Below are 24,749 nucleotides of genomic sequence, written 5' to 3'. Positions count from 1 at the left end.
CTCCTGGTCTTCTCCGAGCTTCGGTCTTTCGTAACCCCACTGTCACGAACGACCTTGTCAGTCCGACTGTAACGTCTGCTGTCACCTCACGGCCAGTGAGCACCCCCAATCTCAGGCCCGGGTAGTTTTATCGCTATGACCAGCGGACAGTTCGTGCCTGCGAGCTCACCGCCGGGTGAGTGGAAACGGCAGGGCAATCGATTCACCGGCCGGATCACCCGGGACTCCAAGTCGACCCCCGGCGAGGGCCCGGACGACCAAGGTCATTGGCCGGTCGAGCCCGGTCGCTACCGGCTCGTGGTCAGCCTGGCCTGCCCCTGGGCACACCGCTCGGTGATCGTCCGGCGCCTGCTTGGGCTCGAGGACGCGATCACCCTCGCGATCGTCGACCCGATCCGGGACGAGCGCGGCTGGCGGTTCACCCTCGACCCGGACGGCCGCGATCCGGTGCTCGGGATCGAGTTCCTGTCCGAGGCCTACCTGCGCACGGATCCGTCGTACGACGACCGCGTGACGGTGCCCGCGATCGTCGACACCTTGACCGGACTCGTCGTCACCAACGACTACCCGCAGATCACGCTCGACCTCTCCACCGAGTGGACCGACTACCACCGCGCCGACGCGCCACAACTGATCCCGACCGACCGGGCCGAGATGGACGCGTTGATCGAGGACATCTATCGCGACGTGAACAACGGCGTCTACCGCGCCGGTTTCGCAACCGGCCAAGAGGCATACGAAGAGGCGTACGACGCTCTCTTCGCGCGACTCGACGTCCTCGAGGATCGGCTGGCAGACCGCGAGTACCTCATGGGCGAGACCCTTCGCGAGGTCGACGTCCGCGTGTTCACGACCCTGGCCCGCTTCGACGCGGTGTACCACAACCACTTCAAGTGCAATCGCCAGAAGCTCACCGAGTTCCCGAACCTGTGGGCGTACGCGCGCCGGCTGTACCAGCTGCCCGGTTTCGGCGAGACCGTCGACTTCGACCAGATCAAGCGGCACTACTACGTCACCCAAGACACCATCAACCCCACCGGCATCGTCCCCAAAGGCCCAGATCCCCAGGGTTGGCTCAGCTGATCAGGCCGCCAGCGCGGATACGGCGGCTGTCACCGCGGTCTCGAGTTGAGCCCGTGAGGCACCCGAGCGTGATCGCAGGTTGACGGCGTACGCGAGCAGCGTGAGTAGCTCGGCCGCACCATTCGGCTCGACTCCGGCCCGCAACTCCTGGTTGCTCTCAGCAACCTCCAGCGCCGCGAGGAACGCGGCCTTCAGCGCGGCGTGGTGCTCAGCCAGCAGAGAAAGCGCGGCATCCGGCGGATTATCGGCGTTCGCGTTCGAGACCAGACACCCCCAGCCGGCGAACTCCCCCACACACCGCAACCGCAGCAACCGATCAAAGAACGCGGTGACCGCCGCCAGCCCCCGGCCGTCCGCAACGATCCGGTCGAACATCGGCCGAGACCGTTCGTCGAGGTAGCGCCGGACGGCCGCCGCGTACAGCTCGTCCTTCCCACCGAACGCGTTGTACAGGCTCGACCGGCTCAGCCCGGTCGCGGCGACGATGTCCTGGATCCCGGTCGAGGCGATCCCGCGCCGCCAGAACAGCAGCTCCACCGCGGCCAGCGCCGCCGCCTCGTCGAAGTGTTTGACATCCGCCATACCCGTCATCTTATCTTGGAACGAACGATCCAAGAACAACATTCGATCGACGACCCGGGAGCCGTGATGATCGACGTGCTGGTGCTCGACGTGAATGAGACGTTGACCGATCTCGAGCCCTTGCGGGACGGATTCGCCGCGGCCGGGCTGCCCGGACACAGCCTGGACGCGTGGTTCGCGGCGACGTTGCGGGACGGGTTCGCGCTCACCGCGGCCGGGGCGTACGCCGACTTCCGCGCGATCGGCGGCGATGTCCTGGCGGCGCAGCTCGCGGCCGCCGGGATCGAGCCGACGGAGGAGACGATCGGCCAAGTGCTGTCCGACTTCACGCGGCTCCCACTGCATCCGGACGTCGAGCCAGGTCTGCGCCGGCTGCACGAGGCCGGCGTACGGATCGTCACGCTCACCAACGGATCGGCGGCGATGTCGGAGCGCGTCTTCACCGAGGGCGGGATCATCGACCTGCTCGAGCACCGCCTCGACGTGGCCACGCCGCAACGCTGGAAGCCGCACCCGGACGCCTATCGGTACGCCGCCGACGTCTGCGGAGTGCCCGTGGAACGGATGGGCCTCGCCGCCGTCCACCCGTGGGACATCGACGGCGCCCGCCGCGCCGGGTTGCGAGGGTTCTACATCGACCGGCGGAACACGCCGTACCCGAAGGCGTTCCTGGCGCCGGATCTCATCGTCGAGGACTTTGTCGCGTTAGAATCGCACGGTCAGATTCGCCGTCGGACGGACACGGCGACCTGATCACAGGGTGTGCCGGGAAGTCTGGTCGGCGGTGTCCGAAGCGACCCCGAACAAAGGGCCCCGAGCATGAGCCAGACTCCGCGGATCCGGCAGAAGAAACGCGCTTTTCCGCGGATTCTCGGCCGAGAACGGGCTTTCCTGGCTGACACGCTCCGGGCCGAGACCACCGGCGGCCTGCTGCTTCTCGTTGCCGCCGTGGTGGCCTTGATCTGGGCCAACTCACCCTGGCAGGACACGTACCACCACCTGCGCGAAACCCACCTCGGACCGCTCACGGTCGAGGGCTGGGCCTCCGACGGAGCACTCACCCTGTTCTTCTACCTGGCCGGGGTCGAGCTGAAGCGTGAGCTCGTCGTCGGCACGCTGTCGAAGCTGAGCGAGGCGGTCGTCCCGGTGGTCGCGGCCTTCGCCGGAATGGTGCTCCCGGCAATCATCTATGTGGTGGTGAACCTGACCGCCGACGGCGGTAAGCCGCACGGCTGGGCGGTGCCGACGGCAACGGATATCGCATTCGCGCTCGCCGTCCTCGCGATCGTCGGGTCCTCGCTGCCGAGTGCACTGCGGGCGTTCCTGCTCACGCTGGCGGTCGTCGACGACTTCGGCGCGATCCTGGTGATCGCGGTCTTCTTCTCGCACGGCTTCCACTTGCTGTCGCTGCTCGCCGCGGTCGCGCTGATCGCGGCGTGGTTCGTGCTGCAGCGATTCCGGATCCGGACCCCGTTCCTCTACGTCCCGATCGCGATCGGGGCCTGGTGGTTCATGCACGAGTCCGGGATCCACGCGACGATCGCCGGTGTCGCGCTCGGGTTCGTCACCCGGGTGGTCGCGGATCCCGGCGAGGAGCACGCGCCGGCGGAACGGATCGAGCACCGGCTTCGGCCGTGGTCCGCGGGCCTTGCCGTACCGCTGTTCGCGCTGTTCGCGGCCGGGGTGACGCTGAGCGGGAGCGCCGTACGGGAGCTGCTGACCGATCCCGTTGCGATCGGCATCGTCGCCGGGCTGCTCGTCGGCAAGGCCATCGGCGTATTCGGCGGGTCCTGGCTGACCGCGCGCTTCACCCGGGCCGAGCTGAACTCGGACCTCGCCTGGCGGGACGTCGCCGCCGTCTCGGTGCTGGCCGGGATCGGGTTCACGGTCGCGTTGCTGATCGCGCAACTCGCATTCGCGTCCGACGCCGACCAGGTCGAGCGTGCGAAGGCCGCCGTACTGATCGCGTCCGTATTGGCCGCGCTGATCGCGGCCGTCCTACTCGCCCGGCGCAATCGCGAGTACGCCGACTGAGCCCTGGGTACACGGGCTTCGGTGCGTACGGCGGTAGTGTCGGGGGACGGACCTGTGGAAGGAGTGCCATGTCGATGGGGCAGAACGGGGATGGGCCCACAGTCGGCCAGCTCGTCGCGAATGCCAGCAAGGATCTGTCCAGCCTGGTCCGCAGCGAGCTCGAGCTGGCGAAGACCGAGCTCAAGAAGACCGCCATCAAGGCCGGAACCGGGGCCGGCATGTTCGCGGCCGCCGCGTTCCTGCTCCTGCTGGTGATCATCCTGCTGTCCATCGCCGCCGCGTACGGATTCACAGCGCTCGGCCTGCACCCGGCCATCGCGTTCCTGATCGTGTCCGGGATCTACGTGCTGATCGCCGCCGTCCTGGTGTTCGTCGGGATGCGGGCGCTGAAGGGCGCGAAGGGTCCGGAGCGCGCGATCGAGACGTCGAAGGAGTCGGTCGAGGTGCTCAAGGCGATCGGCAAGGACTCCGAGGACGAGAAGGCCCTGCCCGTATCGGACGTACGGCGCTGAGCCCGGCGGGTGTCGTCGACCTGCTGGTCGACGGGCCCTGGTCGCACTCGCTGGTCGCGGCCAACGGGGCCCGGTTCCACGTCGCCGAATGCGGGAGCGCGGACGATCCGCTCGTCCTGTTCCTGCACGGCTTCCCCGAGTTCTGGTGGGCCTGGCGGCACCAGCTGCCGGTGGTCGCCGCGGCCGGGTACCGCGCCGTTGCGATGGACCTGCGCGGGTACGGCGCCAGCGACAAGACCCCACGTGGTTACGACCCCTACACCGCGGCCGCTGATGTCTCCGGCGTGATCCGGTCGCTCGGTGCCGCGGATGCGGTCGTGGTCGGGCATGGCTGGGGTGGGTTCATCGGCTGGTCGGCCGCCGTACTCGCACCACGACAGGTCCGCGGACTGGCAGCCGTCTCGGCGCCGCACCCGCTCCTGCTGACCCGCTCCGGTCAGCGGAAGGCCTTGACCCGCACTGCCTGGTTCCAGCTGCCGATCCTCCCGGAGCGGCGGCTGCTGGCTCACGACGGCATCCACATCGAACGACTCCTCCGGGCCTGGGCCGCGCCCGGCGGGACGTTCCCCGATGCCGAGGCGTCCCGCCGCTACCGCGCGGCCCTCCAGGTCTGGCCGGCCCCACACTGCGCCCTGGAGTACCACCGCTGGTTCGCCCGCTCCCGGCTTCGCCCGGACGGCCGCAAGTACTCGGCACGGATGCGTACGCCGGTCGCCGTACCCGTGCTCCAACTCCATGGAGCTCAGGACCCGGCCGTGTCGCCGACCGCGGTGACCCCACCTCACCTGGTCACAGCGCCACTGACCCACGAACTCATCACCCCGGCCGGCCACTTCCCCCACGAAGAGGTCCCCGACCTGTTCAACAGCCAGGTTCTGCGGTGGTTGGCGTCTTTCCACTGAACGGGCAGCCTCCTGCGGGGATCACCCCTTGGCCGAGGCCGACCGTGCCTGTCACCGTCCAGGCGTCAGCACGCTTCTCGAGGCGATAGGTCAACGTGTACATCCACCCGCAGTTGTAGGTGATCAGCGTCCGGACCTCCCGATGATCGCCCTGGTCGACCACGTTGCCGACCGAGATGCGCGCGAGCTCCCGGGCGCATTTGTCCCTCTCGGCCGGCGCCTGTGCGTTGACCCATTCGACCTGAAGCCGGGTTGCTCTGACGACCTGCTGCGCGATCTGATCCTTCTCGGCCCCGGAGAACTCCTGGATCGGACCCGCATATCGCTGCGGAACGCTCTCCGGGCCGGCGACGGCGATCGTGGCCGTCTGCGCCTGCACGAGCAGCGTGCTCAGCTGGTAGTCCGACTGGAACCTCTGCGTGATCGCCGTGATCGCCGACGCCCAGATCTGCGCGTCGTCGCCGGCCTGCGCCGTCGCGACCGGTGGTGCCGGGTCCACATCGCGGGTCCGGTTGACGCCGTACAGGATGCCGCCGAGTACGACGATGACCGCCGCGGCCGCCAAGAGGACCGGGGCGAGCGGGCGTCGCCCCTTGGTTGCTTGGGGCAAGGTGTCGACGAGTTTCTCCTTGTCCGCAAAGGTTTCCCGGAGCAGCTGCTCCAGCTCTTCGTCTGTCGGCCTGGCCATCAGCTCTCCTCCTCGGCGGGCAGGTTGTTGCGTAGGGTCGCCAGTCCCCGGGAGGCGTTGGATCTGACCGTGCCCGGCGTACACCCGAGGACGGCGGCGATCTCGTCGTCCGGCAGGTCTTCGTAGTACCGCAGCACCAGGACGGCGCGTTGCTTGTGCGGCAACTCCGCCAGCAGTCGCCAGGTGGCGTCGCGTTGGGCCTGCCGGGCACCGATGTCCTCGACGGACGGCCGGTCGGACGGCTCGGCGACCGGTAGCTCCCGGTTCTTCAGCAGGCGGCGCCAGCTGAGGAACTCGTTGACCACCATGGTTCGCAGGTACGCCTCGGGGTTGTCCAGCGACTTGATCCGGTCCCACTTGCGGTGCGCGCGGGCGAAGACCGTCTGGACCAGGTCCTCCGCGCTGTGCTCGCCCCCGGTCAGCATCAGGCCGAGCCGCAGCAGCCGCCGCTCGCTCGAGACCACGAGTTCGTCGAACGACAACGTCTGCCCCGTCCCGCCCGTCGTCACCGTCACACCCTTACAACGCGACGGGAGGCGGGATCTGCTGCATCAGGTCAGGTGCAGGATTGGGTGGAGACCTCTTGGGTGGCGGAGGCGCCGGACTTGGCGTCGTCGGAGACCTGTTCGGCAGTGAGGACGTAGCCGGTGCGGTTGTCCTCGACCGAGGCGGCGAAGACCACGCCGTACACGGTGCCCTTGTTGGAGAGCAGAGGACCGCCGGAGTTGCCGGGGCGCACCGAGGCCCAGATCGAGAAGGCCTCGCGGGTGACCGTGCGGTCGCCGTAGATGTCCGGGCCGCGGAGACGCTCCTCGGACCGGATCCGGGCCGGCTCGGAGTCGAACGGGCCGTTCTCCGGGTAGCCGAGGACCACGGCCGGGTCGTCCGCCTTGCCGGCCAGGTCGAAGGTCAGCGGCGCGACCTCCAGCTTGGGCACGTACAGGACGGCGATGTCGACCTCGGGATCGAACAGGACGACGGTCGCCTCGTACGACTTTCCGTTCACCTCGACCTGGGGCGAGCTCACGCCCGCGACCACGTGCGCGTTCGTCATCACCCGCTTGTTGGCGTAGACGAACCCGCTGCCCTCGAGGCCGCGCGAGCAGCTCGCGACCCCGGTGACCTTCGCGATCCGGCTGTAGGCGTCCCGGACCGGCTTCTGCCGGGCGATCGCGGCGTCCGGCGGCTGGGTCTCGCGGATCCGCTCCGGCACGAACGGGTCGAGGAACCGCGGGAACAGATCGGTGTTCACCACGTCGTTGAAGGCCTGCAATGCCTGGTCGGCGCGGCTCGGCAAGACCTCGTCGACCTTCGCGAGCACCTGCGAGCCGCGGACCGCCGAGGTCACGCTCGGGATCCGCGCGCCGCTGACCGCGACGCCGAGCACCCAGGACACGATCAGCACCGACACGGCCGCCAGCGCGGCACCGCCGAGAGCATCGAGGAACTTGACCGGCCGCCAGGAGACCTTGTTCCTGAGTTTCGCGCCGAGGAGGGCGCCGAGTGTTCGCCCGATCGAGGCCAGCACCACCACGAGCACCAGGGCCGCGAACGACACCGACACGCTCGGTGAGAAGTTGTCCAGGATCCGCGGGACGCCCCAGACTCCGATCGCGGCACCGCCGAGCAGGCCGAGGGTGGCGCAGGCCCCCAGCACGAAGCCCTCGATGTATCCCGAGATCGCCACCAGCGCTGTGACGATCAGCAGCGCCCAATCGAGCTTGCTCACTCCACACCTTCCGGCTCAGCATCTTGCGAGTGCCCGAGGTCGTGCTCGATCGCGGTCAGCCGTCGGAGGTCCTCCGGCCGTCGCCCCTCGCTCCGCCAGGCCGCCTCGACCAGTCGGTCGGGCAACGGTACGACGACCGAGGGGTCCCAGTCGCGCGCCCACCCGCCGAGCAGGAGCAATTTGTCCAGCAATCCGGCGGTGAAACCCCAGATGTAGAGGTCACCGACAGTGAACGCCGGTCCGGAGAATCCGGACGGGTGCAGGCAGCTGATCCGGTTCGCCGGGTCGGCCAGCGCACTCAGCGCGACCGTGTGCACGGAGGCGACCTCGGCCGGATCGACCACCGCGACCGGCGACGGCTCCCGCCACCAGGCCAGCACCGGCGACACGCCGAAGTTGCTCACCGGGACCCAGAGCGCCGGCCAGACCGCGAACGGTACGACGCCGGCCGGATCGAGCCCGGTCTCCTCCACGGCCTCTCGCAGCGCGGTCCGCACGAGGCCCTCGTCACCGGTCCCGTCTTCCGGGTCGGCGCCGCCGCCCGGGAACGCCATCTGCCCGGCGTGCTTGCGCAGCGTCCAGGCCCGCTCGGTCAGCAGCACCTCCGGCCCTTCGTTGCCCTCAGCAAGCACGATCAGGACGGCGGACTTGCGCACCGACGGATCGTCCGGCGGCAGGAAGCGGGACAGCTGGTTCGGATCGACCTCCGCCGACGCTTTCGCCAGCGGATGCAGCCAATCCGGGATCTCGACATCCTCGAACCTCACAGCCTCACTCCCAGCTTGTCGCGCACCAAGTCATCCAGCTGCTGCTGTGAGGTGAGCACACCCCGGTGGACGAACGCGACCGCCCCGTCCTTGTCGATGAAGGCGGTCAGCGGCGGTCCGCCGACCTTCAGCGCCTGCTGGATCGTCTTGTCCTGATCGACGAGATGCGGGTAGTCGAGCCCCTGCTCGGTCGCGAAGGTCACCGCGAGCTCGGGCCGTGGATCGGCGTAATCGATCCCGAGCATCTTCACCTTCCCCGACTTCACCTGGCCCGACTTCGCCAGCTGGGCCAGGTACGGCGCTTCGTCGCGGCACGGACCGCACCACTGGGCCCAGACGTTGACGACGAGCGGACCGCGCAGATCGGCGAGCCGGGTATCCGGGCCGGCGCCGAGGCACCGCAGGCTGAGGTCGGGCAGCCCCTTGCTCACCGGTGGCTTCGACGGTGTCGACGGACAGGGCGCGAGCTTGTCGGCACCGGGGACCTGCGGGGATGACGCGGTCGCGCCGGGTTGTTCGGTGCCACACGACGCCAGGACCAGTCCGGCGACAAGCCAGCTGGTCGCGCACAGCGTCGTACGGAGTCTCACGCCGGGACCTTCACCAGCTTCGCCGCGGCCTCGGGGTCGGTCGGGCCGGTACCGTACGACGGGCACCACTGGGCCACCGGGCACGCTCCGCAGGCCGGCTTCTTGGCGTGGCAGCGGCGGCGGCCGTGGAAGATCAGCCGGTGCGACAGCATCGTCCAGTCCTTCTTCGGGAACAGGGCGCCGATCAGGTGCTCGACCTTGACCGGGTCCTCCTCGGTGGTCCAGCCGAACCGGCGGACCAGCCGGCCGAAGTGCGTGTCGACCGTGATCCCGGGGACACCGAAGGCGTTGCCGAGCACCACGTTGGCGGTCTTGCGGCCGGTGCCGGGGAGCTTGACAAGCTCCTCGAGCTTGCCCGGCACGATCCCGTCGTACTCGTCGACGAGAGCCTGGCCGAGCTTCATCACACTGTTGGTCTTGGCCCGGAAGAAGCCGGTCGGCTTGAGGATCGCCTCCATCTCCTCCCGGTCGGCCTCGGCGTACGCCTGCGCGGTCGGGTACTTCGCGAACAGGGTCGGGGTCACCTTGTTCACCATCACGTCGGTGGTCTGGGCCGACAGGATGGTCGCCACGAGCAGCTCGAGCGGGTTGGTGAAGTCGAGCTCGCAGTGAGCGTCGGGATAGGTCTCGGTGAGCACTTTGTGCATCTTCCGGGCCCGGCGGACCAGCTGGGTATGGGTCTCGTCGGCGAACACCGGCGCCTTGCGGGGGAGCTTCACGGAGACCGTCGCGACCGGCTGGAGGACCGGCTGCGCGACACGCGGGGATGGCATGGAGGCAAGCCTACGTGGCGGGTCCGACACCGGAGGGGCTACGGTTTTGGGGCAACCGGGTGTGAACGATCCGGTGCCGGACGGGGTGGATCCCCCGTTCGCAGTCGTGGTCGAAGGTCCTAGGAGGCCCAAAGTGGATGCCGCAGTGCTCCGACAGGCACCGCTGTTCAGTCAGCTCGACGACGAGGCGGCAGCCGCGCTGACCGCGTCGATGACGGAGAGCAGGCTGCGCCGCGGCCAGGTGCTGTTCCACGAGGGTGACTCCGGCGATCGGCTCTTCGTCGTGGTCGAGGGCAAGGTCAAGCTCGGCCGCACCTCGGCCGACGGCCGGGAGAACCTGATCGCCGTGCTCGGCCCGGGCCAGATGTTCGGCGAGCTGTCGCTGTTCGACCCGGGACCGCGGTCCGCGACCGTCACGGCCGTCACCGACGCCTCGATGATGTCGCTGACCCACGACGAGCTGCTCCGCTGGCTGGCCGGCCGCCCCGAGGTGGCCCGCGGCCTGCTGCTCCAGCTCGCCTCCCGGCTCCGCAAGGTCTCCGACGTCGTCGCCGACCTTGTCTTCTCCGACGTACCGGGCCGGGTCGCCAAGGCCCTGCTCGACCTGGCCAGCCGGTTCGGCCGGACGGCGGACGACGGCGTACACGTCCACCACGACCTCACCCAGGAGGAGCTGGCCCAACTCGTCGGCGCCTCCCGCGAAACCGTCAACAAGGCCCTCGCCGACTTCGCCTCCCGCGGCTGGGTCCGCCTAGAACCCCGCTCCGTAGTCCTCCTGGACGTAGACCGCCTCCAACGCCGAGCCCGCTAACCCAGCAGGCTTGGCGGATGGTGGCTGCGAGGTGCGCCGGGCGGTTGAAGTCTGCCCAGGTGGCTCGGACCAGCTGAAGTCCCAGCGCGCGCAGCCGGTCCTCGCGACGCTTCTCGTGGACCAGGACCTCCGGCGATCCATCGCCGTACTTGAGCATCCCGTCGAACTCGACCACCGTCCGGTACGACGGGAAGTGGAAATCGACCCGTGCCACAAAGCCGTCCGAGTCGGCGAACTCCGCTTGGAGCACTGGTTCCGGTAGGCCGAACCGGTGCATCAGCACGCGCAGGCGCGATTCGCCGACCGATTCGGACAGCGGGTTCGCGAACCCCAGCGCTGCCCGCGCCGTCGGGCTACCTGGCCAGAACTCGGTCACCATCAGCAGGCGATGCAGCTCATCCGCGTCGACAAGCCCTTCACGCAGTACGACGTCAGCGGTGACGACTGCGGCTTCGAAAGACGTCGTACAGGCGGTTTCAACCAGGGCTCGCGGCACGGTCGTTACTGGCAGACCAGCTGCGTGGGTCAGATCGGCCGGGACGAGCTCACCCAGATGGTGCTGGACTCCCGCAACGAGGCCACCGGCCCGGTCATCGACGCGGGTCACATGCACCCGGGTCAGATCCAAACCCCACAGCGGCAGGCCGTGCAGAGCGAGAGCGGACTGATGGCTGATCACGACGGTGCCGGCTCGGAGTGAGTTCATCACCGCGTGGACGATGCGGAGGTGGGAGATCCGCTGCTGTTCCCAGGGCGGGAGTGCGGCAAGGTCGAGGCGTTCGGCGTACTGACCGCGCCTGAGCCGCTCCCATCGCCCGTCGCCAAGGCGCTCGACGATCTGGCGCGGGGTGTAACCGCTCGCCAGCGCCTGCCGCCGACTGAACACCCCTCCCTGAGCTTCGGCGAGCAGCTTCAACTTCGGGTTCATCCGACCAGCATCCCCGCCCAACTACCCTCACGGCGGCCCCAACGCAGATCTGTGGAAAACAACTGGGGGGGATATCTCCGGAGGTTGCCCCTCTCCCCTCTTGTCACGACGGGAGAACCGGCAACTCGAGGGGTTATCCGTTCAGGTAGTCGAGTTGGGCTTGGACGGAGCGTTGGGCGGCGGGCCAGAGGGTGGGGGCGACGTCGGCGTAGACGTGTTCGACGATCGACTCGGGGGTGGTGTGGCCGGCGGCCACGGCGGCGCGGACCTGGTCGAGGCGTTCTTGACGGTGGGTCAGGTAGTAGGTGAGGACTGCGGGTGGGTCTTCGATGACGGGGCCGTGGCCGGGGAGTAGGCGGGCTACGCCGGCTGGGGAGTTGGCGAAGGCGCTCAGTTTCTCGAGGGAGTCGAGGTAGGGGCCCAGGGCACCGTCTGGGTGGGCTACGACGGAGGTGCCGCGGCCCAGGACGGTGTCGCCGGTTAGGAGCGAGCCGTCCTGCGGGAGCCAGAAGCAGACGGAGTCGAGGGTGTGGCCGGGGGTCGGCAGGACCTCGATGCGGAGGCCGCTCGCGGTGATGACGTCGCCTTCGGACAGGCCGTGCGCGTGGTCGGTGGGGATCCGGAAAGCCGGGTCGACGGCACGGACCCCGCAGCCCGCCTGGTTGGCGAACCAGGCGGCGCCTTCCGAGTGATCCGGGTGCTTGTGGGTCAGGAGGACGACGGCGACCTTGCCTGCTTCGTCGAGTACGGCGCGGAGGTGGTCCTCCAGCATCGGACCGGGGTCGACCACCACTGACTGGTCGGCATCCGGCGCCCGGAGGATCCAGGTGTTGGTGCCCTCCAGCGTCATCGGACCCGGATTGTTGGCACGGATCAGGCTCGCGTAGTCGGTGACTCTCATATGGTCTCCAAGTAGGCGTCGTCCCCGTCCACCCGGACGGTCGGGAGGATCGTCCGGATCTCCCGGTCCCCCGCCGCGGGCAGGATCGCGGCAACTTCGTCGTACGACGAGAGCTCGCGGCAGCACACGTACGTCGGGGGCAGCATCTGCAACTCACCTGCGTCCACCGCGGCGACGGCGTCGGCCGGGCGCATCCAGGCGACCTGATCGGATTCGCTCGTCACGTCCCGGGTGAGCTGGCCGGCCGGGAGGGCGGCGACAAAGAAGCAGGTGTCGTACCGCTTGGGCTCGAACTCCGGGGTGATCCAGTGCGCCCACGGGCCGAGCAGGTCGGCGCGGAGCAGGAGGCCGCGGCGGTGGAGGAAGTCGGCGAAGTGGAGTTCACCGGCTTCGAGTGCGCGGCGGTCGGCCTCCCAGTCGGCGCCGGTCGTGTCGCCCACCACTTCGCCGCCGGTCGGACCGGCCAGCAGTACGCCGGACTCCTCGAAGGTCTCGCGCACGGCGGCCGCGACGTACGCCGCGGCCAGGTCCTCGGAACACCCGAGCCGGGTCGCGAAGAACGCCGGCGGCGGGCCGAACCAGGAGTCGGCGATCGAGGCATCGCCCGGGTCGACCCGGCCGCCCGGGAACACCGTCATCCCCGCAGCAAAAGCCATAGTCCGCTGCCGCCGAAGCAAGTAGACCTCCGGCGAACCTTCGGAGGTGTCGCGGAGGAGGATTACGGTGGAGGCTGGGCGTGGGGGGACTGGGGTTCTGGCCTCTCGGACGTGGGTCAGTGCTGTCTCGGCCATGCGGCCGGACATCAGTTCGGAGGTCAGGTCCCGCACCGGGTTGTCAGCCGACCTCGACGATCAGTTCGACCTCGACCGGCGCGTCCAGCGGCAGGACGGGTACGCCGACCGCGCTGCGGGCGTGCTGCCCGGCGTCGCCGAAGACCTGGCCGAACAGCTCGGAGGCGCCGTTCGCGACCTGCGGCTGACCGGTGAAGTCCGGCGTGGACGCGATGAACGCGACCGCCTTGACGATGCGCTTCACGTTCGCCAGGTCGCCGATCTCGGCCTTGACTGCGGCCAGCGCGTTCAGAGCGCACTGCTGGGCGCACTCGCTCGCGACCTCGGCGGTGACCTCGGCTCCGACCTTGCCGGTAGCGATCAGGGTGCCCTCGCGCAGCGGCAGCTGACCCGACGTGTAGACGAGGTCACCGGTCCGTACGGCGGGAACGTAAGCGGCGACCGGCTTGGCCACGTCGGGCAGCTTCAGGCCGAGCGCGGCCAGGTTCTCCTCGGGGTGGCTCATTTGTCCTCGATCTCCCGCTTGAAGTAGGCGACCAGGTTCTCCGGGTTCAGGCCCGGGACGACCTGGACCAGCTCCCAGCCGTCCTGGCCGAAGTTGTCCAGGATCTCCTTGGTCGAGTGGACCAGCAGCGGCGCGGTGAAGTACTCGAACTTCTTCATGAGGTGGACTCTACTGACACCTTCCCCGCCCCACCGCCCCGGTCAGGACTGATCCCTCCCGTGCCCCACCGCCCCGGTCAGGACCGATGTGTCGTGGGACACCACCTACTCTGGGCCTATGGCGAGACTGCACGTGGTCACCGGTAAAGGGGGCACCGGGAAGACGACTGTTGCTGCCGCCATGGCACTCGCCCTGGCCGAGGAGGGTAAGCGCGTCCTCCTGGTCGAGGTCGAGGGACGCCAGGGCCTCGCCCAGCTCTTCGACGTACCCCCGCTTCCGTACGTCGAACGCCGCATCGCGCACGGACCAGGTGGCGGCGAGGTGTACGCCCTGGCCGTCGACGCCGAGGCCGCGCTGCTGGAGTACCTCGACATGTACTACCACCTAGGCCGGGCCGGGAAGGCGCTCGAGAAGGTGGGCGCGATCGACTTCGTCACCACGATCGCTCCCGGGCTGCGCGACGTACTGCTGACCGGCAAGGTCTACGAGGCGACCCGGCGGAAGTCCCACGGACGACTCGCGTACGACGCCGTCGTACTGGACGCACCGCCGACCGGGCGGATCGCGCGGTTCCTGAACGTGAACCACGAGGTCGCCGGGTTGGCCAAGGTCGGGCCGATCCGCAACCAGGCCGACGCGATCATGGGCATGCTGCGGTCCGACGTGACCCGGATCCACCTCGTCACGCTGCTCGAGGAGATGCCGGTCCAGGAGACGCTGGACGCGGTCGAGCAGCTCGAGAAACTCGACCTCCGGATCGGCTCGATCGTGGTGAACATGGTCCGGAAGAGTCCGCTCGACGACGACGCGCTTGCCCTTGCGGTGAAGGAGAAACTGCCGATCGCCGAGCTGACCAAGGGCCTGCGGGCAGCCGGGGTCACGGTCGCCGACGGCCTGGTGAAGACGCTGGCAGCCGAGGCACACGATCACGCGATCCGGATCGGTCTGGAACGCGAGAACCGCGACCGAATAGATGCCTTGGGCAAGAAGGTGACCGAGTTGGCGCTGCTGCCGGAGGGCATCGACCACGGCGCCCTCGCCGACCTGGCCGAGGAGCTGCGCCCATGACGGCCCTGGATCTCGACGCGCTGATCGACGACCCGGCCACGCGCATCATCGTCACGTGCGGTGCCGGTGGGGTCGGCAAGACGACGACCGCGGCCGCACTGGGTTTGCGGGCCGCCGAGCGCGGGCGGAAGGTCGTCGTACTCACGATCGACCCGGCCCGGCGGCTGGCGCAGTCGCTCGGGCTGACCGAGCTGGACAACACGCCGCGGGCGGTCGCCCAGGTCGACACCGCGAACGGCGGCCGGCTGGACGCGATGATGCTGGACATGAAGCGCACCTTCGACGACGTGGTGCTGCAGCACGCGACGCCGGAGAAGGCGGAGCAGATCCTCGCGAACCCGTTCTACCAGGCGCTTTCCTCGTCGTTCGCCGGGACGCAGGAGTACATGGCGATGGAGAAGCTGGGCCAGCTGCACAAGCAGGCCGAGCAGACCGGCGACTGGGATCTGATCGTGGTGGACACTCCGCCGTCGCGGTCCGCGCTGGACTTCCTGGATGCGCCGGAGCGGCTGGCTTCGCTGCTGGAGGGACGGTTCCTCCGGTTGCTGCTCGCGCCGGCTCGTGGGCCGTTCAAGTTGATGTCCGCCGGGGTGAGCATGGCGATGTCCGTGCTGAACAAGGTGCTCGGCACGCAGGTGCTGACCGACGTACAGACGTTCGTTGCGGCCTTCGACACGTTGTTCGGTGGGTTCCGGGTGCGGGCCGAGAAGACAGTGGCGTTGCTGCGGGAGCCGCACACCGCGTTCCTCGTGGTGGCCGCGCCGCAGAACGATGCGCTCCGGGAGGCGTCGTACTTCGCCGAGCGGTTGCGGGCCGAGAGCATGCCGTTGGCCGGTGTCGTGCTGAACCGGGTTACGAACACACAGGCGCCGGATCTGTCGGCGGAGCGCTCACTGGCCGCGGCGGAGCGGCTCGAGGAGGCGGACAAGTCACCGCTGACTGCCGCCGTACTGCGGTTGCACGCGGACAAGATGCAGCAGGTCGTCGGGGACCACAAGCGCGCCGACCGGTTCCGCCGCAGCCACCGGGCGATCCCGACCGCCGAGGTCCCGGCCCTGGCCGACGACGTGCACGACCTGACCGGCCTACGCCAGATCGGCGACCTGCTGACCGCTTGAGCCGCGGCAGCCGCGTAGTCCGCCTGATTTCACCGTCAGCGAACGCCCAGTACCGCCGGGAATGACCTGGTGAGGTCAACGGTTGAGCCTGTCAGACTCAATCTTGAGATAAGGGTGTGACAGCGTGACCGATACGTTGAATCTTCCTGTTCTGCCGCTGGACGACATCGTGGTCCTGCCGGGAATGGTCGTGCCGGTCCGACTGGCCGACTCCGAGGCCAGGGCGGCCATCGACGCCGCCCAGGCCGCCGGCTCGGACCAGATCCTGCTCGTGCCGCGGCTGGACGGGAAATATGCCAAGGCCGGGACGCTCGGTGAGATCGAGCAGATCGGCCGGTTGCCGGGCGGAGCCCAGGCGGCCGTCATTCGCGGGACTTCCCGCGTCCTCATCGGCGCCGGGACCACCGGTCCGGGTGCCGCCCTCTGGGTGAGTGCCACCGAACTGCACGAGATCACCGACTCCAGGTCGGCCGAGCTCGCCCGCGAGTACAAGACCCTGGTCACCTCGGTGCTGCAGCGTCGCGGCGCCTACCAGGTGATCGACTCCGTCAAGCAGGTCGACGACCCGGCGGAGCTGGCCGACCTGGCCGGCTACGCCTCGTACCTGACCAACGAGCAGAAGTCCTGGCTGGTGGAGAACGCGAATGTCTCCGAGCGGCTGGAGAAGCTGATCGGCTGGGTGAAGGACCACCTCGCCGAGCTCGAGGTCTCCGAGACGATCCAGAAGGACGTCCAGGAGGGTATGGAGAAGCAGCAGCGGGAGTTCCTGCTGCGCCAGCAGATGGCCGCGATCCGCAAGGAACTGGCCGAGCTGGACGGTAAGGCCGAGTCCGAGGAAGAGGACTACCGGGCCCGCGTCGAGGCGGCCGACCTGCCCGAGCACGTCGCGAAGGCGGCGCTCGCCGAGGTCGACAAGCTGGAGCGGACCTCCGAGCAGTCCCCCGAGGTCGGTTGGATCCGGACCTGGCTGGACACCGTCCTCGAGCTGCCGTGGAACGAGCGGACCGAGGAGAGCTACGACATCCGCGAGGCGCGGGCCGTGCTGGACGCGGACCACGCCGGACTGGACGACGTGAAGGAACGCATCACCGAGTACCTGGCCGTACGGCGTCGCCGCGCGGACCGCGGTCTGGGTGTGGTCGGTGGGCGTCGCAGCGGCGCCGTACTGGCCCTGGTCGGTCCTCCTGGTGTGGGTAAGACCTCGCTGGGTGAGTCCGTGGCGCGGGCGATGGGCCGCAAGTTCGTCCGGGTCGCCCTGGGTGGCGTCCGCGACGAGGCCGAGATCCGCGGCCACCGGCGGACGTACGTCGGTGCGCTGCCGGGCCGGATCGTCCGGGCCATCACCGAGGCCGGGTCAATGAACCCCGTCGTACTGCTGGACGAGATCGACAAGGTGGGTGCGGACTACCGGGGTGACCCGACGGCCGCGCTGCTCGAGGTCCTCGACCCCGCGCAGAACCACACCTTCCGGGACCACTACCTGGAGGTCGAGCTTGACCTGTCCGACGTGGTCTTCCTGGCCACGGCGAACGTGCTGGACTCGATTCCGGGGCCGCTGCTGGACCGGATGGAACTGGTGCAGCTGGACGGGTACACCGAGGACGAGAAGGTTGTCATCGCCCGTGACCACCTGCTCCCGCGTCAGCTGGAGCGGGCGGGCCTGACGGCGGACGAGGTGACCCTCGAGGACACGGCACTGCGCCTGCTCGCGGGCGAGTACACGCGGGAGGCCGGCGTACGACAGCTGGAGCGGTCGATCGCGCGGGTGCTGCGGAAGGTGACGGCCAAGATCGCCCTGGGCGAGGAGGTCGGCACCCAGCGGATCGGGTCCGGTGACCTGAAGGCGTACCTGGGTTCGCCGAAGTTCACTCCGGAGTCGGCCGAACGTACGGCGCTTCCGGGTGTGGCGACCGGGCTTGCGGTCACCGGTGCGGGTGGTGACGTGCTCTTCATCGAGGCGTCACTGGCCGACAAGGAGACCGGTCCGACCGGAGTCACGTTGACCGGGCAGCTGGGTGACGTGATGAAGGAGTCGGCGCAGATCGCCCTGTCGTACCTGCGCTCGCACGGCGCGGAACTGGGTCTGCCGGTCAGCGATCTGGCCGAACGGAACACCCACATCCACGTGCCGGCCGGTGCGGTTCCGAAGGACGGACCGTCGGCGGGTGTGACGATGACGACGGCGCTGGCGTCGCTGCTGTCCGGGCGGCCGGTCCGCTCGGAGGTCGCGATGACCGGTGAGGTGTCGTTGACCGGACGGGTGCTCCCGATCGGTGGGGTGAAGCAGAAGCTGCTCGCCGCCCACCGGGCCGGGCTGACCACGATCCTGATCCCGAAGCGGAACGAGCCGGACCTGGAAGATGTACCGGAGTCCGTGCTCAAGGAGCTGACCGTTCACCCGGTGAGCGACGTCCGTGAGGTGCTCGAACTGGCGCTCGTACCGGCGCAGGTCGACGCTCACCAGTACGCCGCCTGATCGCTGAAAAGACCGAGGGCCCGAGCCAGCTGCTCGGGCCCTCGTCCTTTTGGATGAACTTTGTCCAGCGACCGTGGTCAAGGTCACATTCGAGGCGGTAACCCAAACAGGCGATCCCGTAGTCTCTATAACCATGCGCAGCAGGGAGAAGGGTGACCGGGGAGTCGTCCAATCGGTGGTCATGTTCCTGGGGGTGAGCGTGTTGTCGGGGGCCTTGGCCGCCGGTCTCGCCATCCCCTTCGCCGGGCTCGCCGGCTTCACCACCGAGAAGACATCGGAGACCCTGCAGGACCTGCCGCAGCAGTTCGACGAAGTGCCGGTGAAACAGAAGAGTCAGATCTTCGCCGCCGACGGCACGCTGATCGCGACCCTGGCCGAGCAGAACCGGGTCCCGGTCAAGCTCGCCGCGGTCGCGCCGATCATGCAGAAGGCGATCGTCGCGATCGAGGACGACCGGTTCTACGAGCACGGCGCCCTGGACCTCAAGGGCACCCTGCGCGCGCTGCTGCAGAACAAGTCCTCGGGCGGGATCCAGCAGGGCGGCTCGAGCATCACCCAGCAGTACGTGAAGGTCAGCCTGGTCGAGAAGGCGAAGACGCCCGAGGAGGTCGCCGACGCCACCGCGGACACGTACCAGCGCAAGGTCGCCGAGCTGCGCTACGCGATCGCGGTCGAGAAGGAGTACTCCAAGAACGAGATCTTGGAGAAGTACCTGAACCTCGCGAACTTCGGCGACGGCGCCTGGGGGATCCAGTCCGCCGCGCAGCACTACTTCTCCGTGAACGCGTCCCAGCTGACCCTGCCGCAGGCCGCGCTGCTGGCCGGCCTGGTGAAGAACCCGACCGGCTACGACCCGACCAACAACATGAAGCGCGCGAAGGACCGCCGCGACGTCGTGATCAAGCGGATGCTCGAGCTGAAGGTCATCTCGGTCAGCCAGGCCAACTCCGCGCTCAAGGCTCCGGTGATCAACCCGAACAAGGTCCGCCCGAACAAACTCGGCTGCGCGAACGGCCCGTACCCCTTCTACTGCGAGTACGTCGTCTCCGAGCTCGAGAAGAACCCGGCCTTCGGCAAGACCCCGGTCGAGCGCGCCAACTTCCTCAAGACCGCCGGTCTGACCATCCGGACCTCGCTGGACCCGAAGATCCAGAAGGCCGCGCAGAACTCGATCAACAGCCACTCGAACCCGACCGACCAGGCCATCGCCGCGATCACGATCGTGGAGCCGGGGACCGGACTGGTGAAGGCGATGGCCCAGAGCCGGGAGTACGGCAACAAGCGCGGCCAGACGTCGTACAACTACAACGTCCCGAAGAGCTACGCGGGTGGGTACGGCGGTTTCCAGAACGGCTCGACGATGAAGGCGTTCACGATCGCGGCCGCGATCCAGAAGGGCATCCCGCTCAACTACAAGATCAACTCACCGAGCCCGATCTCGCTGGGTGGCAAGACCTTCAGCACCTGCAGCGGCCCGTACAAGATCCTCGGCAAGTACGACCCGCAGAACTCGACCAAGAACGTCCCGGACCCGACGATGATCCAGGCGGCGCAGAAGTCGACCAACACCTACTTCCTGCAGCTCTCGCAGCGGACCGGCCTCTGCCCGATCGCCAAGATCGCCGGTGCCCTCGGGATGTACCAGGCCCAGTCGGGTGAACCGCTCGAGCAGGTGCCCTCGATGACTCTGGGCATCGACCTGATCTCGCCGCTGCAACTGTCGAACGCGTACGCCGCGTTCGCCGCGCGCGGCATGTACTGCACGCCGTGGCTGGTCACCTCGATCAAGAACGCGGCCGGGAAGTCGATCCAGGCTCCCGGTGCGGACTGCAAGCAGGTCCTGGATCCGGCGGTCGCCGACGGCGTGAACGCGGTCCTGCACCAGGTGATGGAGCCGAACGGCACCGGCGGCAAGCTGAAGTTCGGCAAGAGCGACCTGGCCGGTAAGACCGGAACCATCAACGAGGCCAAGGCGGTCTGGTATGCCGGTTACTCGTCGAAGCTCGCCGCGGCCGCCACGGTGGCTGACGCCTCCCCGCCGTACAAGGAACTGCAGGGCCAGACGCTGAACGGGCACGGCATCAACGACCCGACCGGTTCCGGCACCGCCGGCCCGATCTGGGAGACCGCGATGCAGGCCGCACTGCAGGGTTACCCGACCACGCACTTCGTCGCGCCGTCGGACAAGACCCAGCGCGGCGACGTGAAGAACCTCCCGTTCGTCAACGGCATGAACCCCGACGACGCCGCGAACAAGCTCCGGCAGGCCGGCTTCGACGTCGCGATCGCCTCCGGCACGGTGAACTCGGAGGAGAACGCCGGCACCGTCGCCTACACCGACCCACGGCAGCGCGACGGCGCCGCGGAGGGCTCGCTGGTGACGATCTACGTCTCCAACGGCAGCAAGACCAACCAGCCGAACCAGCCCACGAAGACGAACGCTCCGAAGCCGCCGCCGAACACCACCAAACCGCCCGGCGGCACCAAACCTCCACGGGGTTGTCCACCGTGGAACCCGAAGTACCCCAACTGCTGACAGTCAAAAGGGGCCTCGATCGATCGAGGCCCCTTTCTGTTGCAACGAGTTGTCAGGCTCCGAGTTGGCGCTTCACCTCGGTGGAGACGACACCGCCGTCGGCCTTGCCCTTGACCTTGGGCTGGAGGGCGCCCATCACCTTGCCGATGCCGCGCGGGCCGAGCTCGGCGGCGCCGGTGGCGGCGATGGTCTCGGTGACCAGGGCGACGATCTCCTCCTGGCTCAGCTGCTCGGGGAGGTACTCGGCCAGGATGTCCGCCTCGGCCTGTTCCTTGTCGGCGAGCTCGGCGCGGCCGGCGTCGCGGTAGGCGGTGACCGACTCACGGCGCTTCTTCGCCTCCGAGCCGAGCACGTCGAGGATCTCCGCGTCGCTCAGCTCGCGGGCCTCCTTACCGGCCACCTCCGCCTTGGTGACCGCGGTCAGCGCCATCCGCAGGGTCGACTTACGGATCTCGTCGCGGGCCTTCAGGGCCGCGGTCATGTCGTCGTGCAGGCGCTGCTTCATTCCGGAGTTGGACATGACCATGATTGTGGCAGGCTGGAGGAATGAGTTTGCGCGGGCTTGTCACCACCACCCTGAAGACCACGGCGGTCGTCGGTGCCGTGGGTGCCGCCTGCGTCGCGTACGCGGCCGGGATCGAGGTGCGCTGGTTCACGCTCCGCAGAGTGACGGTCCCGGTGCTCCCCCAGGGTTCCGCGCCGCTCCGGGTGCTGCACCTGTCGGACCTGCACCTGATGCCGACCCAGGAGCGCAAGATCAACTGGGTCAACGACCTGGCCGCGCTCCAGCCCGACCTGATCGTGAACACCGGCGACAACCTCTCCCACGAGGATTCGGTCCGTCCACTGCTCCGTGCGTACGGCGATCTGCTCGACCTGCCCGGGGTCTTCGTGTTCGGCTCCAACGACTACTGGAAGCCGCATTTCAAGAACCCGGGGAAGTACCTGCTGCCCGCGCACAAGCAGCGGCACAAGCCGCACGGGCCGGACCTCCCGTTCGAGGAGATGCGGCGCGCGTTCAGCGGCGCCGGCTGGACCGACCTGAACAACGCGAAGGCAACGCTCAAGGTGAACGGCCTGCGGCTGGACTTCGCCGGCACGGACGACCCGCACATCAAGCGCGATCGGTACGACGAGGTCGCGGGCGAGGTGGACCCGACGGCGGACCTGTCCATCGGCGTGACCCATGCGCCGTACCAGCGGGTGCTGAACGGGTTCGTCGGAGACGGCTACCCGCTCGTGCTGGCCGGGCACACGCACGGCGGCCAACTGGCGGTTCCGATCTATGGGGCGTTGGTGACCAACTGCGACCTGGACACCTCGCGGGTGAAGGGCCTGTCCACGTGGGGATACGACGGCCGCCAGGCCGCGCTGCATGTGTCGGCCGGCCTCGGCACTTCGCCGTACGCACCGGTGCGTTTCGCGTGCCGTCCGGAGGCGACGTTGCTCACCCTCGTGCCCCGGAATAACCCGATTTCGCCGGAGCAGTCGGCCCATGTAAGCTAACGGCGACTTCGGGCTGTGGCGCAGCTTGGTAGCGCGCTTCGTTCGGGACGAAGAGGTCGCAGGTTCAAATCCTGTCAGCCCGACCACGTAGCAGGGCGGTGACTCCAGTCACCGCCCTTTTGCGTTCCCGTTGTCAGTCCTCGCTCGCCTCGGCCAGTGATCTGGGCGGCCGGACCTTGGTGAACTGCAGGTTCCCGGCCGGCATCATCCACGTCATCACCTGGGCGGCGAGGCGGCCGGCCCGGACCGCCGGATCGGCTTGGGCATGGGAGCGGGCGGTGGCCTGGTCGACCGACCAGATGGAGAAGCCGCGCAGGCTCTCGTCGTCCTGGTCGGTGAGGGGGCCGCGGGCAAGGATCAGGCCACGGTCCTGGAGGTCGGCGCCGTGGGCCAGGTGCCGGTCCTGGAGTTCGGCCGCTTCGGCGTCGGTCAGCAGCGGGGCGTCCGGTCTCAGCGTCAGCAGGATCACGGTGTAGCGATCGAAGCGCATACCCCGAAACGTACGCTGAATGGCATGCGGCGTGTGGATCTGGGCGAAGTGGATTACGAGGTCGCGGCCAAGGAGATGCGGGGGTGGGTCGAGGAGCGGGTGGACGGTACGGCGGAGGACCGGCTGTTCCTGTTGAGCCATCCGCCGGTGATCACCTACGGCCCGCGGACAGTGCTCGATGATCTGCCGGCGGAGACAGCCGGCATTCCTGCCGTGGCGGTCGATCGGGGTGGGTTCGCGACGTACCACGGGCCCGGGCAGCTGGTCGGGTATCTGGTGGTCGATCTGAAGCAGCGGGGCCCGGTGGACATCGTCCGGTGGGTGGAGAACGGGCTGATCGACGCGCTCGGGTCACTCGGGTTTCCGCTGGTACGACGAGATACGCCGAAGGGGGCGAGCAGCCTCGTCGGGGTGTGGACCGAGGACGGTCGCAAGCTCTGCTCGATCGGGATGCGGATCCGGCGCGGCGTCACCAGTCACGGCTTCTCGGTGAACGTCGACCCGGACATGACCGTCTTTCACACGTTCACGAGCTGCGGCCTCCACGATGTCACGATGGTGTCGCTGGCCGAGCTGGCGGCGGAGCGCGGCGTACCGGCTCCGACCGAGGCCGACGTGCGCGATGCCGTCGCGCAGTCCCTGGGAGCCCGATAACCTGCCGCAATGAGCCGCGACGATGCTCCCCCGTTGCCACCCCTGCTGATCCTTGGGGTGGTGGGGCTGCTGTGCGGGTTCGTGTCCGTCGCCGGGGTGTGGCTGAGTGAGCGGAGCTGCGAGCGGTTCCGCGACACCTCGAACTGCGGTCCGCTCGGGTTCCCGCTGCTGCTGGTGATCGTGGTCGTGACGATGGTGCTCGGCGGGCTCGCGTTGAGCCGGCTGGCGATGCCGCACCCCCGGCTGATCGCGTTCCTCGGGGTCGCGTTCATGCTGGTCGTCGTACTCGCGTTCCTGACCGGACAGCTCTCGTCGCCCTGGACCCTGGCCGTCGTACCGGTTCTGACCGCCATCACCTTCCTGCTCGCCAATCTCGTCGCCCGACTGCTGGAGCGTGCTGATGCCTGACCTGCCCGTCTACGAGTGCCCGCGGACCCCGACCGCGCCGAACCTCGACGGCACCCTGACCGACCCCGCCTGGGCGGTCGCGCCCTGGACCACCGACTTCGTCCCGATCCACGACGGCCCGCCGCCGCGGTTCCAGACCCGGTCGAAGCTGATGTACGACGACGAGTACCTGTACGTCGGCGGCCTGCTCGAGGAGCCGCACGTCTGGTCGACGATGACCGAGAAGAACAGCAAGCTCTTCCACCAGAACAACTTCGAGCTGTTCCTCGACCCGGACGGCGACGGCCTGAACTACTACGAGTTCGAGATCAACCCGCTCGGCACGATCTGGGAGCTGACGCTGCCCAAGCCGTACGTCGACGGCGGCGTACCGATCGACCCGACGAACCTGCCCGGGCTGCGGACCGCGATCCACGTCGACGGCACGGTGAACGACCCGTCCGATACGGACAAGAGCTGGTCGGTCGAACTCGCCGTACCGTGGGCCGACCTGGAGTCCTACAACGAGGGCCGCGCGACCCCGCCGAAGCCGGGGGACGAATGGCGGATGAACCTGATGCGGTGCCAGTGGCCGCACCAGGTCGTCGACGGCGCGTACGTGCAGGGGACGGAACTCGAGTTCTGGGTCTGGTCGCCGCAGGGCGTCGAGGACATGCACCTGCCGGACCGCTGGGGCGTACTGCGTTTCTGACCCGGCGACGTTTCTGACCCGGCGACCGTTTTCTGACCCGGTGACCG

General features: G+C 68.5%; 28 protein-coding genes and 1 tRNA gene. 15 read left to right on the top strand and 14 right to left on the bottom strand.

Translation table 11 applies throughout. The features are described 5' to 3' along the window. Positions 1 to 135 precede the first annotated feature (135 nt). Positions 136 to 1,083, top strand: a complete 948-nt coding sequence (locus AB0L70_RS08010; protein WP_363681296.1) for a glutathione S-transferase C-terminal domain-containing protein — start codon at positions 136 to 138, stop codon at positions 1,081 to 1,083. Here the strand turns inward: AB0L70_RS08010 and AB0L70_RS08005 are convergent, their stop codons facing one another. After that, positions 1,084 to 1,665 (bottom strand): helix-turn-helix domain-containing protein, encoded by a 582-nt coding sequence (locus AB0L70_RS08005; RefSeq protein WP_363681294.1) that lies wholly within the window; start codon positions 1,663 to 1,665, stop codon positions 1,084 to 1,086. A gap of 66 nt (positions 1,666 to 1,731) precedes the next feature. Between AB0L70_RS08005 and AB0L70_RS08000 the strand changes: the two genes are divergently transcribed. From AB0L70_RS08000 to AB0L70_RS07985, 4 genes are all read left to right on the top strand, one after another. Then, on the top strand, positions 1,732 to 2,418 hold the full coding sequence (locus AB0L70_RS08000; protein ID WP_363681292.1) for a haloacid dehalogenase type II: 687 nt from the start codon (positions 1,732 to 1,734) through the stop codon (positions 2,416 to 2,418). 66 nt (positions 2,419 to 2,484) lie between these two features. Further along, positions 2,485 to 3,699 carry a Na+/H+ antiporter NhaA gene (gene nhaA, locus AB0L70_RS07995; RefSeq protein ID WP_363681290.1) on the top strand — a complete coding sequence of 405 codons (1,215 nt, stop codon included), beginning with the start codon at positions 2,485 to 2,487 and terminating at the stop codon, positions 3,697 to 3,699. 68 nt (positions 3,700 to 3,767) lie between these two features. Beyond that, positions 3,768 to 4,211: a phage holin family protein gene (locus AB0L70_RS07990; protein ID WP_363681288.1), complete on the top strand. Its 444-nt coding sequence runs from the start codon at positions 3,768 to 3,770 to the stop codon at positions 4,209 to 4,211. Then, positions 4,193 to 5,113, top strand: coding sequence for an alpha/beta hydrolase (locus AB0L70_RS07985; protein WP_363681807.1), 921 nt, complete (start codon positions 4,193 to 4,195; stop codon positions 5,111 to 5,113). The genes AB0L70_RS07990 and AB0L70_RS07985 overlap by 19 nt, the downstream gene beginning before the upstream one ends. Here the strand turns inward: AB0L70_RS07985 and AB0L70_RS07980 are convergent. The 6 genes from AB0L70_RS07980 to nth are packed head-to-tail and all read right to left on the bottom strand — an operon-like array spanning position 5,073 to position 9,660. Beyond that, on the bottom strand, positions 5,073 to 5,801 hold the full coding sequence (locus AB0L70_RS07980) for a hypothetical protein (protein WP_363681286.1): 729 nt from the start codon (positions 5,799 to 5,801) through the stop codon (positions 5,073 to 5,075). The two genes, AB0L70_RS07985 and AB0L70_RS07980, sit on opposite strands and share 41 nt — an antisense overlap. After that, on the bottom strand, positions 5,801 to 6,310 hold the full coding sequence (locus tag AB0L70_RS07975) for a SigE family RNA polymerase sigma factor (protein WP_363681284.1): 510 nt from the start codon (positions 6,308 to 6,310) through the stop codon (positions 5,801 to 5,803). The genes AB0L70_RS07980 and AB0L70_RS07975 overlap by 1 nt, the downstream gene beginning before the upstream one ends. Before the next feature lie 47 nt (positions 6,311 to 6,357). Further along, positions 6,358 to 7,530 carry a MarP family serine protease gene (locus tag AB0L70_RS07970; protein WP_363681282.1) on the bottom strand — a complete coding sequence of 391 codons (1,173 nt, stop codon included), beginning with the start codon at positions 7,528 to 7,530 and terminating at the stop codon, positions 6,358 to 6,360. Further along, a complete protein-coding gene (locus AB0L70_RS07965; RefSeq protein WP_363681280.1) occupies positions 7,527 to 8,297 on the bottom strand; it encodes a CoA pyrophosphatase in 771 nt (256 codons plus the stop codon). The genes AB0L70_RS07970 and AB0L70_RS07965 overlap by 4 nt, the downstream gene beginning before the upstream one ends. Continuing rightward, positions 8,294 to 8,887 (bottom strand): TlpA disulfide reductase family protein, encoded by a 594-nt coding sequence (locus AB0L70_RS07960; RefSeq protein WP_363681278.1) that lies wholly within the window; start codon positions 8,885 to 8,887, stop codon positions 8,294 to 8,296. The genes AB0L70_RS07965 and AB0L70_RS07960 overlap by 4 nt, the downstream gene beginning before the upstream one ends. Then, entirely contained in the window at positions 8,884 to 9,660 is a 777-nt protein-coding gene (nth, locus tag AB0L70_RS07955) for an endonuclease III (RefSeq protein WP_363681276.1), read from the bottom strand. The genes AB0L70_RS07960 and nth overlap by 4 nt, the downstream gene beginning before the upstream one ends. A 133-nt stretch (positions 9,661 to 9,793) precedes the next feature. On the opposite strand from nth, the gene AB0L70_RS07950 reads away from it, so the two are divergent. Continuing rightward, positions 9,794 to 10,471 (top strand): Crp/Fnr family transcriptional regulator, encoded by a 678-nt coding sequence (locus AB0L70_RS07950; protein WP_363681274.1) that lies wholly within the window; start codon positions 9,794 to 9,796, stop codon positions 10,469 to 10,471. Here AB0L70_RS07950 and AB0L70_RS07945 read toward each other — a convergent pair. The 5 genes from AB0L70_RS07945 to AB0L70_RS07925 form a co-directional block, all read right to left on the bottom strand. After that, the gene (locus AB0L70_RS07945; RefSeq protein ID WP_363681272.1) at positions 10,368 to 11,399 is read right to left on the bottom strand and encodes a type IV toxin-antitoxin system AbiEi family antitoxin domain-containing protein; all 1,032 of its coding nucleotides are present in this window, start codon (positions 11,397 to 11,399) and stop codon (positions 10,368 to 10,370) included. The genes AB0L70_RS07950 and AB0L70_RS07945 overlap by 104 nt on opposite strands. A 133-nt stretch (positions 11,400 to 11,532) precedes the next feature. Then, positions 11,533 to 12,300: an MBL fold metallo-hydrolase gene (locus AB0L70_RS07940; RefSeq protein ID WP_363681270.1), complete on the bottom strand. Its 768-nt coding sequence runs from the start codon at positions 12,298 to 12,300 to the stop codon at positions 11,533 to 11,535. After that, entirely contained in the window at positions 12,297 to 12,938 is a 642-nt protein-coding gene (locus tag AB0L70_RS07935; RefSeq protein WP_363681268.1) for an NUDIX hydrolase, read from the bottom strand. The genes AB0L70_RS07940 and AB0L70_RS07935 overlap by 4 nt, the downstream gene beginning before the upstream one ends. A gap of 196 nt (positions 12,939 to 13,134) precedes the next feature. Then, the gene (locus AB0L70_RS07930) at positions 13,135 to 13,596 is read right to left on the bottom strand and encodes a RidA family protein (protein WP_363681266.1); all 462 of its coding nucleotides are present in this window, start codon (positions 13,594 to 13,596) and stop codon (positions 13,135 to 13,137) included. Then, positions 13,593 to 13,754: a hypothetical protein gene (locus tag AB0L70_RS07925; protein ID WP_165553378.1), complete on the bottom strand. Its 162-nt coding sequence runs from the start codon at positions 13,752 to 13,754 to the stop codon at positions 13,593 to 13,595. The genes AB0L70_RS07930 and AB0L70_RS07925 overlap by 4 nt, the downstream gene beginning before the upstream one ends. A gap of 118 nt (positions 13,755 to 13,872) precedes the next feature. On the opposite strand from AB0L70_RS07925, the gene AB0L70_RS07920 reads away from it, so the two are divergent. The 4 genes from AB0L70_RS07920 (at position 13,873) to AB0L70_RS07905 (ending at position 20,953) form a co-directional block, all read left to right on the top strand. Beyond that, positions 13,873 to 14,823 (top strand): ArsA-related P-loop ATPase, encoded by a 951-nt coding sequence (locus AB0L70_RS07920; RefSeq protein ID WP_363681264.1) that lies wholly within the window; start codon positions 13,873 to 13,875, stop codon positions 14,821 to 14,823. Then, a complete protein-coding gene (locus tag AB0L70_RS07915) occupies positions 14,820 to 15,941 on the top strand; it encodes an ArsA family ATPase (protein ID WP_363681262.1) in 1,122 nt (373 codons plus the stop codon). The genes AB0L70_RS07920 and AB0L70_RS07915 overlap by 4 nt, the downstream gene beginning before the upstream one ends. Positions 15,942 to 16,065: 124 nt before the next feature. Then, positions 16,066 to 18,417 (top strand): endopeptidase La, encoded by a 2,352-nt coding sequence (lon, locus tag AB0L70_RS07910; RefSeq protein ID WP_363681260.1) that lies wholly within the window; start codon positions 16,066 to 16,068, stop codon positions 18,415 to 18,417. A gap of 133 nt (positions 18,418 to 18,550) precedes the next feature. Next, positions 18,551 to 20,953 (top strand): penicillin-binding protein, encoded by a 2,403-nt coding sequence (locus AB0L70_RS07905; RefSeq protein ID WP_363681258.1) that lies wholly within the window; start codon positions 18,551 to 18,553, stop codon positions 20,951 to 20,953. A 52-nt stretch (positions 20,954 to 21,005) separates the two neighbouring features. Here the strand turns inward: AB0L70_RS07905 and AB0L70_RS07900 are convergent, their stop codons facing one another. Then, positions 21,006 to 21,473: a GatB/YqeY domain-containing protein gene (locus tag AB0L70_RS07900; protein ID WP_363681256.1), complete on the bottom strand. Its 468-nt coding sequence runs from the start codon at positions 21,471 to 21,473 to the stop codon at positions 21,006 to 21,008. A 26-nt stretch (positions 21,474 to 21,499) separates the two neighbouring features. Between AB0L70_RS07900 and AB0L70_RS07895 the strand changes: the two genes are divergently transcribed. Both AB0L70_RS07895 and AB0L70_RS07890 read left to right on the top strand, forming a co-directional pair. Then, entirely contained in the window at positions 21,500 to 22,459 is a 960-nt protein-coding gene (locus AB0L70_RS07895) for a metallophosphoesterase (RefSeq protein ID WP_363681254.1), read from the top strand. 9 nt (positions 22,460 to 22,468) lie between these two features. Next, positions 22,469 to 22,545 (top strand) — tRNA-Pro (locus AB0L70_RS07890). A 47-nt stretch (positions 22,546 to 22,592) separates the two neighbouring features. Here AB0L70_RS07890 and AB0L70_RS07885 read toward each other — a convergent pair. Then, on the bottom strand, positions 22,593 to 22,949 hold the full coding sequence (locus AB0L70_RS07885) for a YciI family protein (RefSeq protein WP_363681252.1): 357 nt from the start codon (positions 22,947 to 22,949) through the stop codon (positions 22,593 to 22,595). Between the two features lie 24 nt (positions 22,950 to 22,973). On the opposite strand from AB0L70_RS07885, the gene lipB reads away from it, so the two are divergent. Genes lipB through AB0L70_RS07870 form a run of 3 tightly spaced genes read left to right on the top strand, consistent with a single transcriptional unit; the run spans position 22,974 to position 24,702 of the window. Beyond that, complete coding sequence (lipB, locus tag AB0L70_RS07880; protein ID WP_363681250.1) at positions 22,974 to 23,603, top strand: lipoyl(octanoyl) transferase LipB; 630 nt, start codon at positions 22,974 to 22,976, stop codon at positions 23,601 to 23,603. Between the two features lie 9 nt (positions 23,604 to 23,612). Continuing rightward, positions 23,613 to 24,011, top strand: a complete 399-nt coding sequence (locus tag AB0L70_RS07875) for a hypothetical protein (RefSeq protein ID WP_363681248.1) — start codon at positions 23,613 to 23,615, stop codon at positions 24,009 to 24,011. Then, positions 24,004 to 24,702: a carbohydrate-binding family 9-like protein gene (locus AB0L70_RS07870; protein ID WP_363681246.1), complete on the top strand. Its 699-nt coding sequence runs from the start codon at positions 24,004 to 24,006 to the stop codon at positions 24,700 to 24,702. The genes AB0L70_RS07875 and AB0L70_RS07870 overlap by 8 nt, the downstream gene beginning before the upstream one ends. The last annotated feature ends 47 nt before the right edge of the window (positions 24,703 to 24,749 follow it).

This window comes from Kribbella sp. NPDC051952 (assembly GCF_040680855.1).
Lineage (GTDB): Bacteria > Actinomycetota > Actinomycetes > Propionibacteriales > Kribbellaceae > Kribbella.
The sequence above is the reverse complement of the archived record's forward strand: the minus strand, read 5'-3'. Positions and strand labels throughout refer to the sequence as shown.

Excerpts from the sequence above, each read along its gene's own strand:
- AB0L70_RS08010 (WP_363681296.1), top strand. The coding sequence starts at position 136 with ATGACCAGCGGACAGTTCGTGCCTGCGAGCTCACCGCCGGGTGAGTGG.
- AB0L70_RS08005 (WP_363681294.1), bottom strand. The coding sequence starts at position 1,665 with ATGGCGGATGTCAAACACTTCGACGAGGCGGCGGCGCTGGCCGCGGTG.
- AB0L70_RS08000 (WP_363681292.1), top strand. The coding sequence starts at position 1,732 with ATGATCGACGTGCTGGTGCTCGACGTGAATGAGACGTTGACCGATCTC.
- nhaA (WP_363681290.1), top strand. The coding sequence starts at position 2,485 with ATGAGCCAGACTCCGCGGATCCGGCAGAAGAAACGCGCTTTTCCGCGG.
- AB0L70_RS07990 (WP_363681288.1), top strand. The coding sequence starts at position 3,768 with ATGTCGATGGGGCAGAACGGGGATGGGCCCACAGTCGGCCAGCTCGTC.
- AB0L70_RS07980 (WP_363681286.1), bottom strand. The coding sequence starts at position 5,801 with ATGGCCAGGCCGACAGACGAAGAGCTGGAGCAGCTGCTCCGGGAAACC.
- nth (WP_363681276.1), bottom strand. The coding sequence starts at position 9,660 with ATGCCATCCCCGCGTGTCGCGCAGCCGGTCCTCCAGCCGGTCGCGACG.
- AB0L70_RS07945 (WP_363681272.1), bottom strand. The coding sequence starts at position 11,399 with ATGAACCCGAAGTTGAAGCTGCTCGCCGAAGCTCAGGGAGGGGTGTTC.
- AB0L70_RS07940 (WP_363681270.1), bottom strand. The coding sequence starts at position 12,300 with ATGAGAGTCACCGACTACGCGAGCCTGATCCGTGCCAACAATCCGGGT.
- AB0L70_RS07935 (WP_363681268.1), bottom strand. The coding sequence starts at position 12,938 with ATGACGGTGTTCCCGGGCGGCCGGGTCGACCCGGGCGATGCCTCGATC.
- AB0L70_RS07930 (WP_363681266.1), bottom strand. The coding sequence starts at position 13,596 with ATGAGCCACCCCGAGGAGAACCTGGCCGCGCTCGGCCTGAAGCTGCCC.
- AB0L70_RS07925 (WP_165553378.1), bottom strand. The coding sequence starts at position 13,754 with ATGAAGAAGTTCGAGTACTTCACCGCGCCGCTGCTGGTCCACTCGACC.
- AB0L70_RS07920 (WP_363681264.1), top strand. The coding sequence starts at position 13,873 with ATGGCGAGACTGCACGTGGTCACCGGTAAAGGGGGCACCGGGAAGACG.
- AB0L70_RS07915 (WP_363681262.1), top strand. The coding sequence starts at position 14,820 with ATGACGGCCCTGGATCTCGACGCGCTGATCGACGACCCGGCCACGCGC.
- AB0L70_RS07905 (WP_363681258.1), top strand. The coding sequence starts at position 18,551 with ATGCGCAGCAGGGAGAAGGGTGACCGGGGAGTCGTCCAATCGGTGGTC.
- AB0L70_RS07900 (WP_363681256.1), bottom strand. The coding sequence starts at position 21,473 with ATGTCCAACTCCGGAATGAAGCAGCGCCTGCACGACGACATGACCGCG.
- AB0L70_RS07895 (WP_363681254.1), top strand. The coding sequence starts at position 21,500 with ATGAGTTTGCGCGGGCTTGTCACCACCACCCTGAAGACCACGGCGGTC.
- AB0L70_RS07885 (WP_363681252.1), bottom strand. The coding sequence starts at position 22,949 with ATGCGCTTCGATCGCTACACCGTGATCCTGCTGACGCTGAGACCGGAC.
- lipB (WP_363681250.1), top strand. The coding sequence starts at position 22,974 with ATGCGGCGTGTGGATCTGGGCGAAGTGGATTACGAGGTCGCGGCCAAG.
- AB0L70_RS07875 (WP_363681248.1), top strand. The coding sequence starts at position 23,613 with ATGAGCCGCGACGATGCTCCCCCGTTGCCACCCCTGCTGATCCTTGGG.
- AB0L70_RS07870 (WP_363681246.1), top strand. The coding sequence starts at position 24,004 with ATGCCTGACCTGCCCGTCTACGAGTGCCCGCGGACCCCGACCGCGCCG.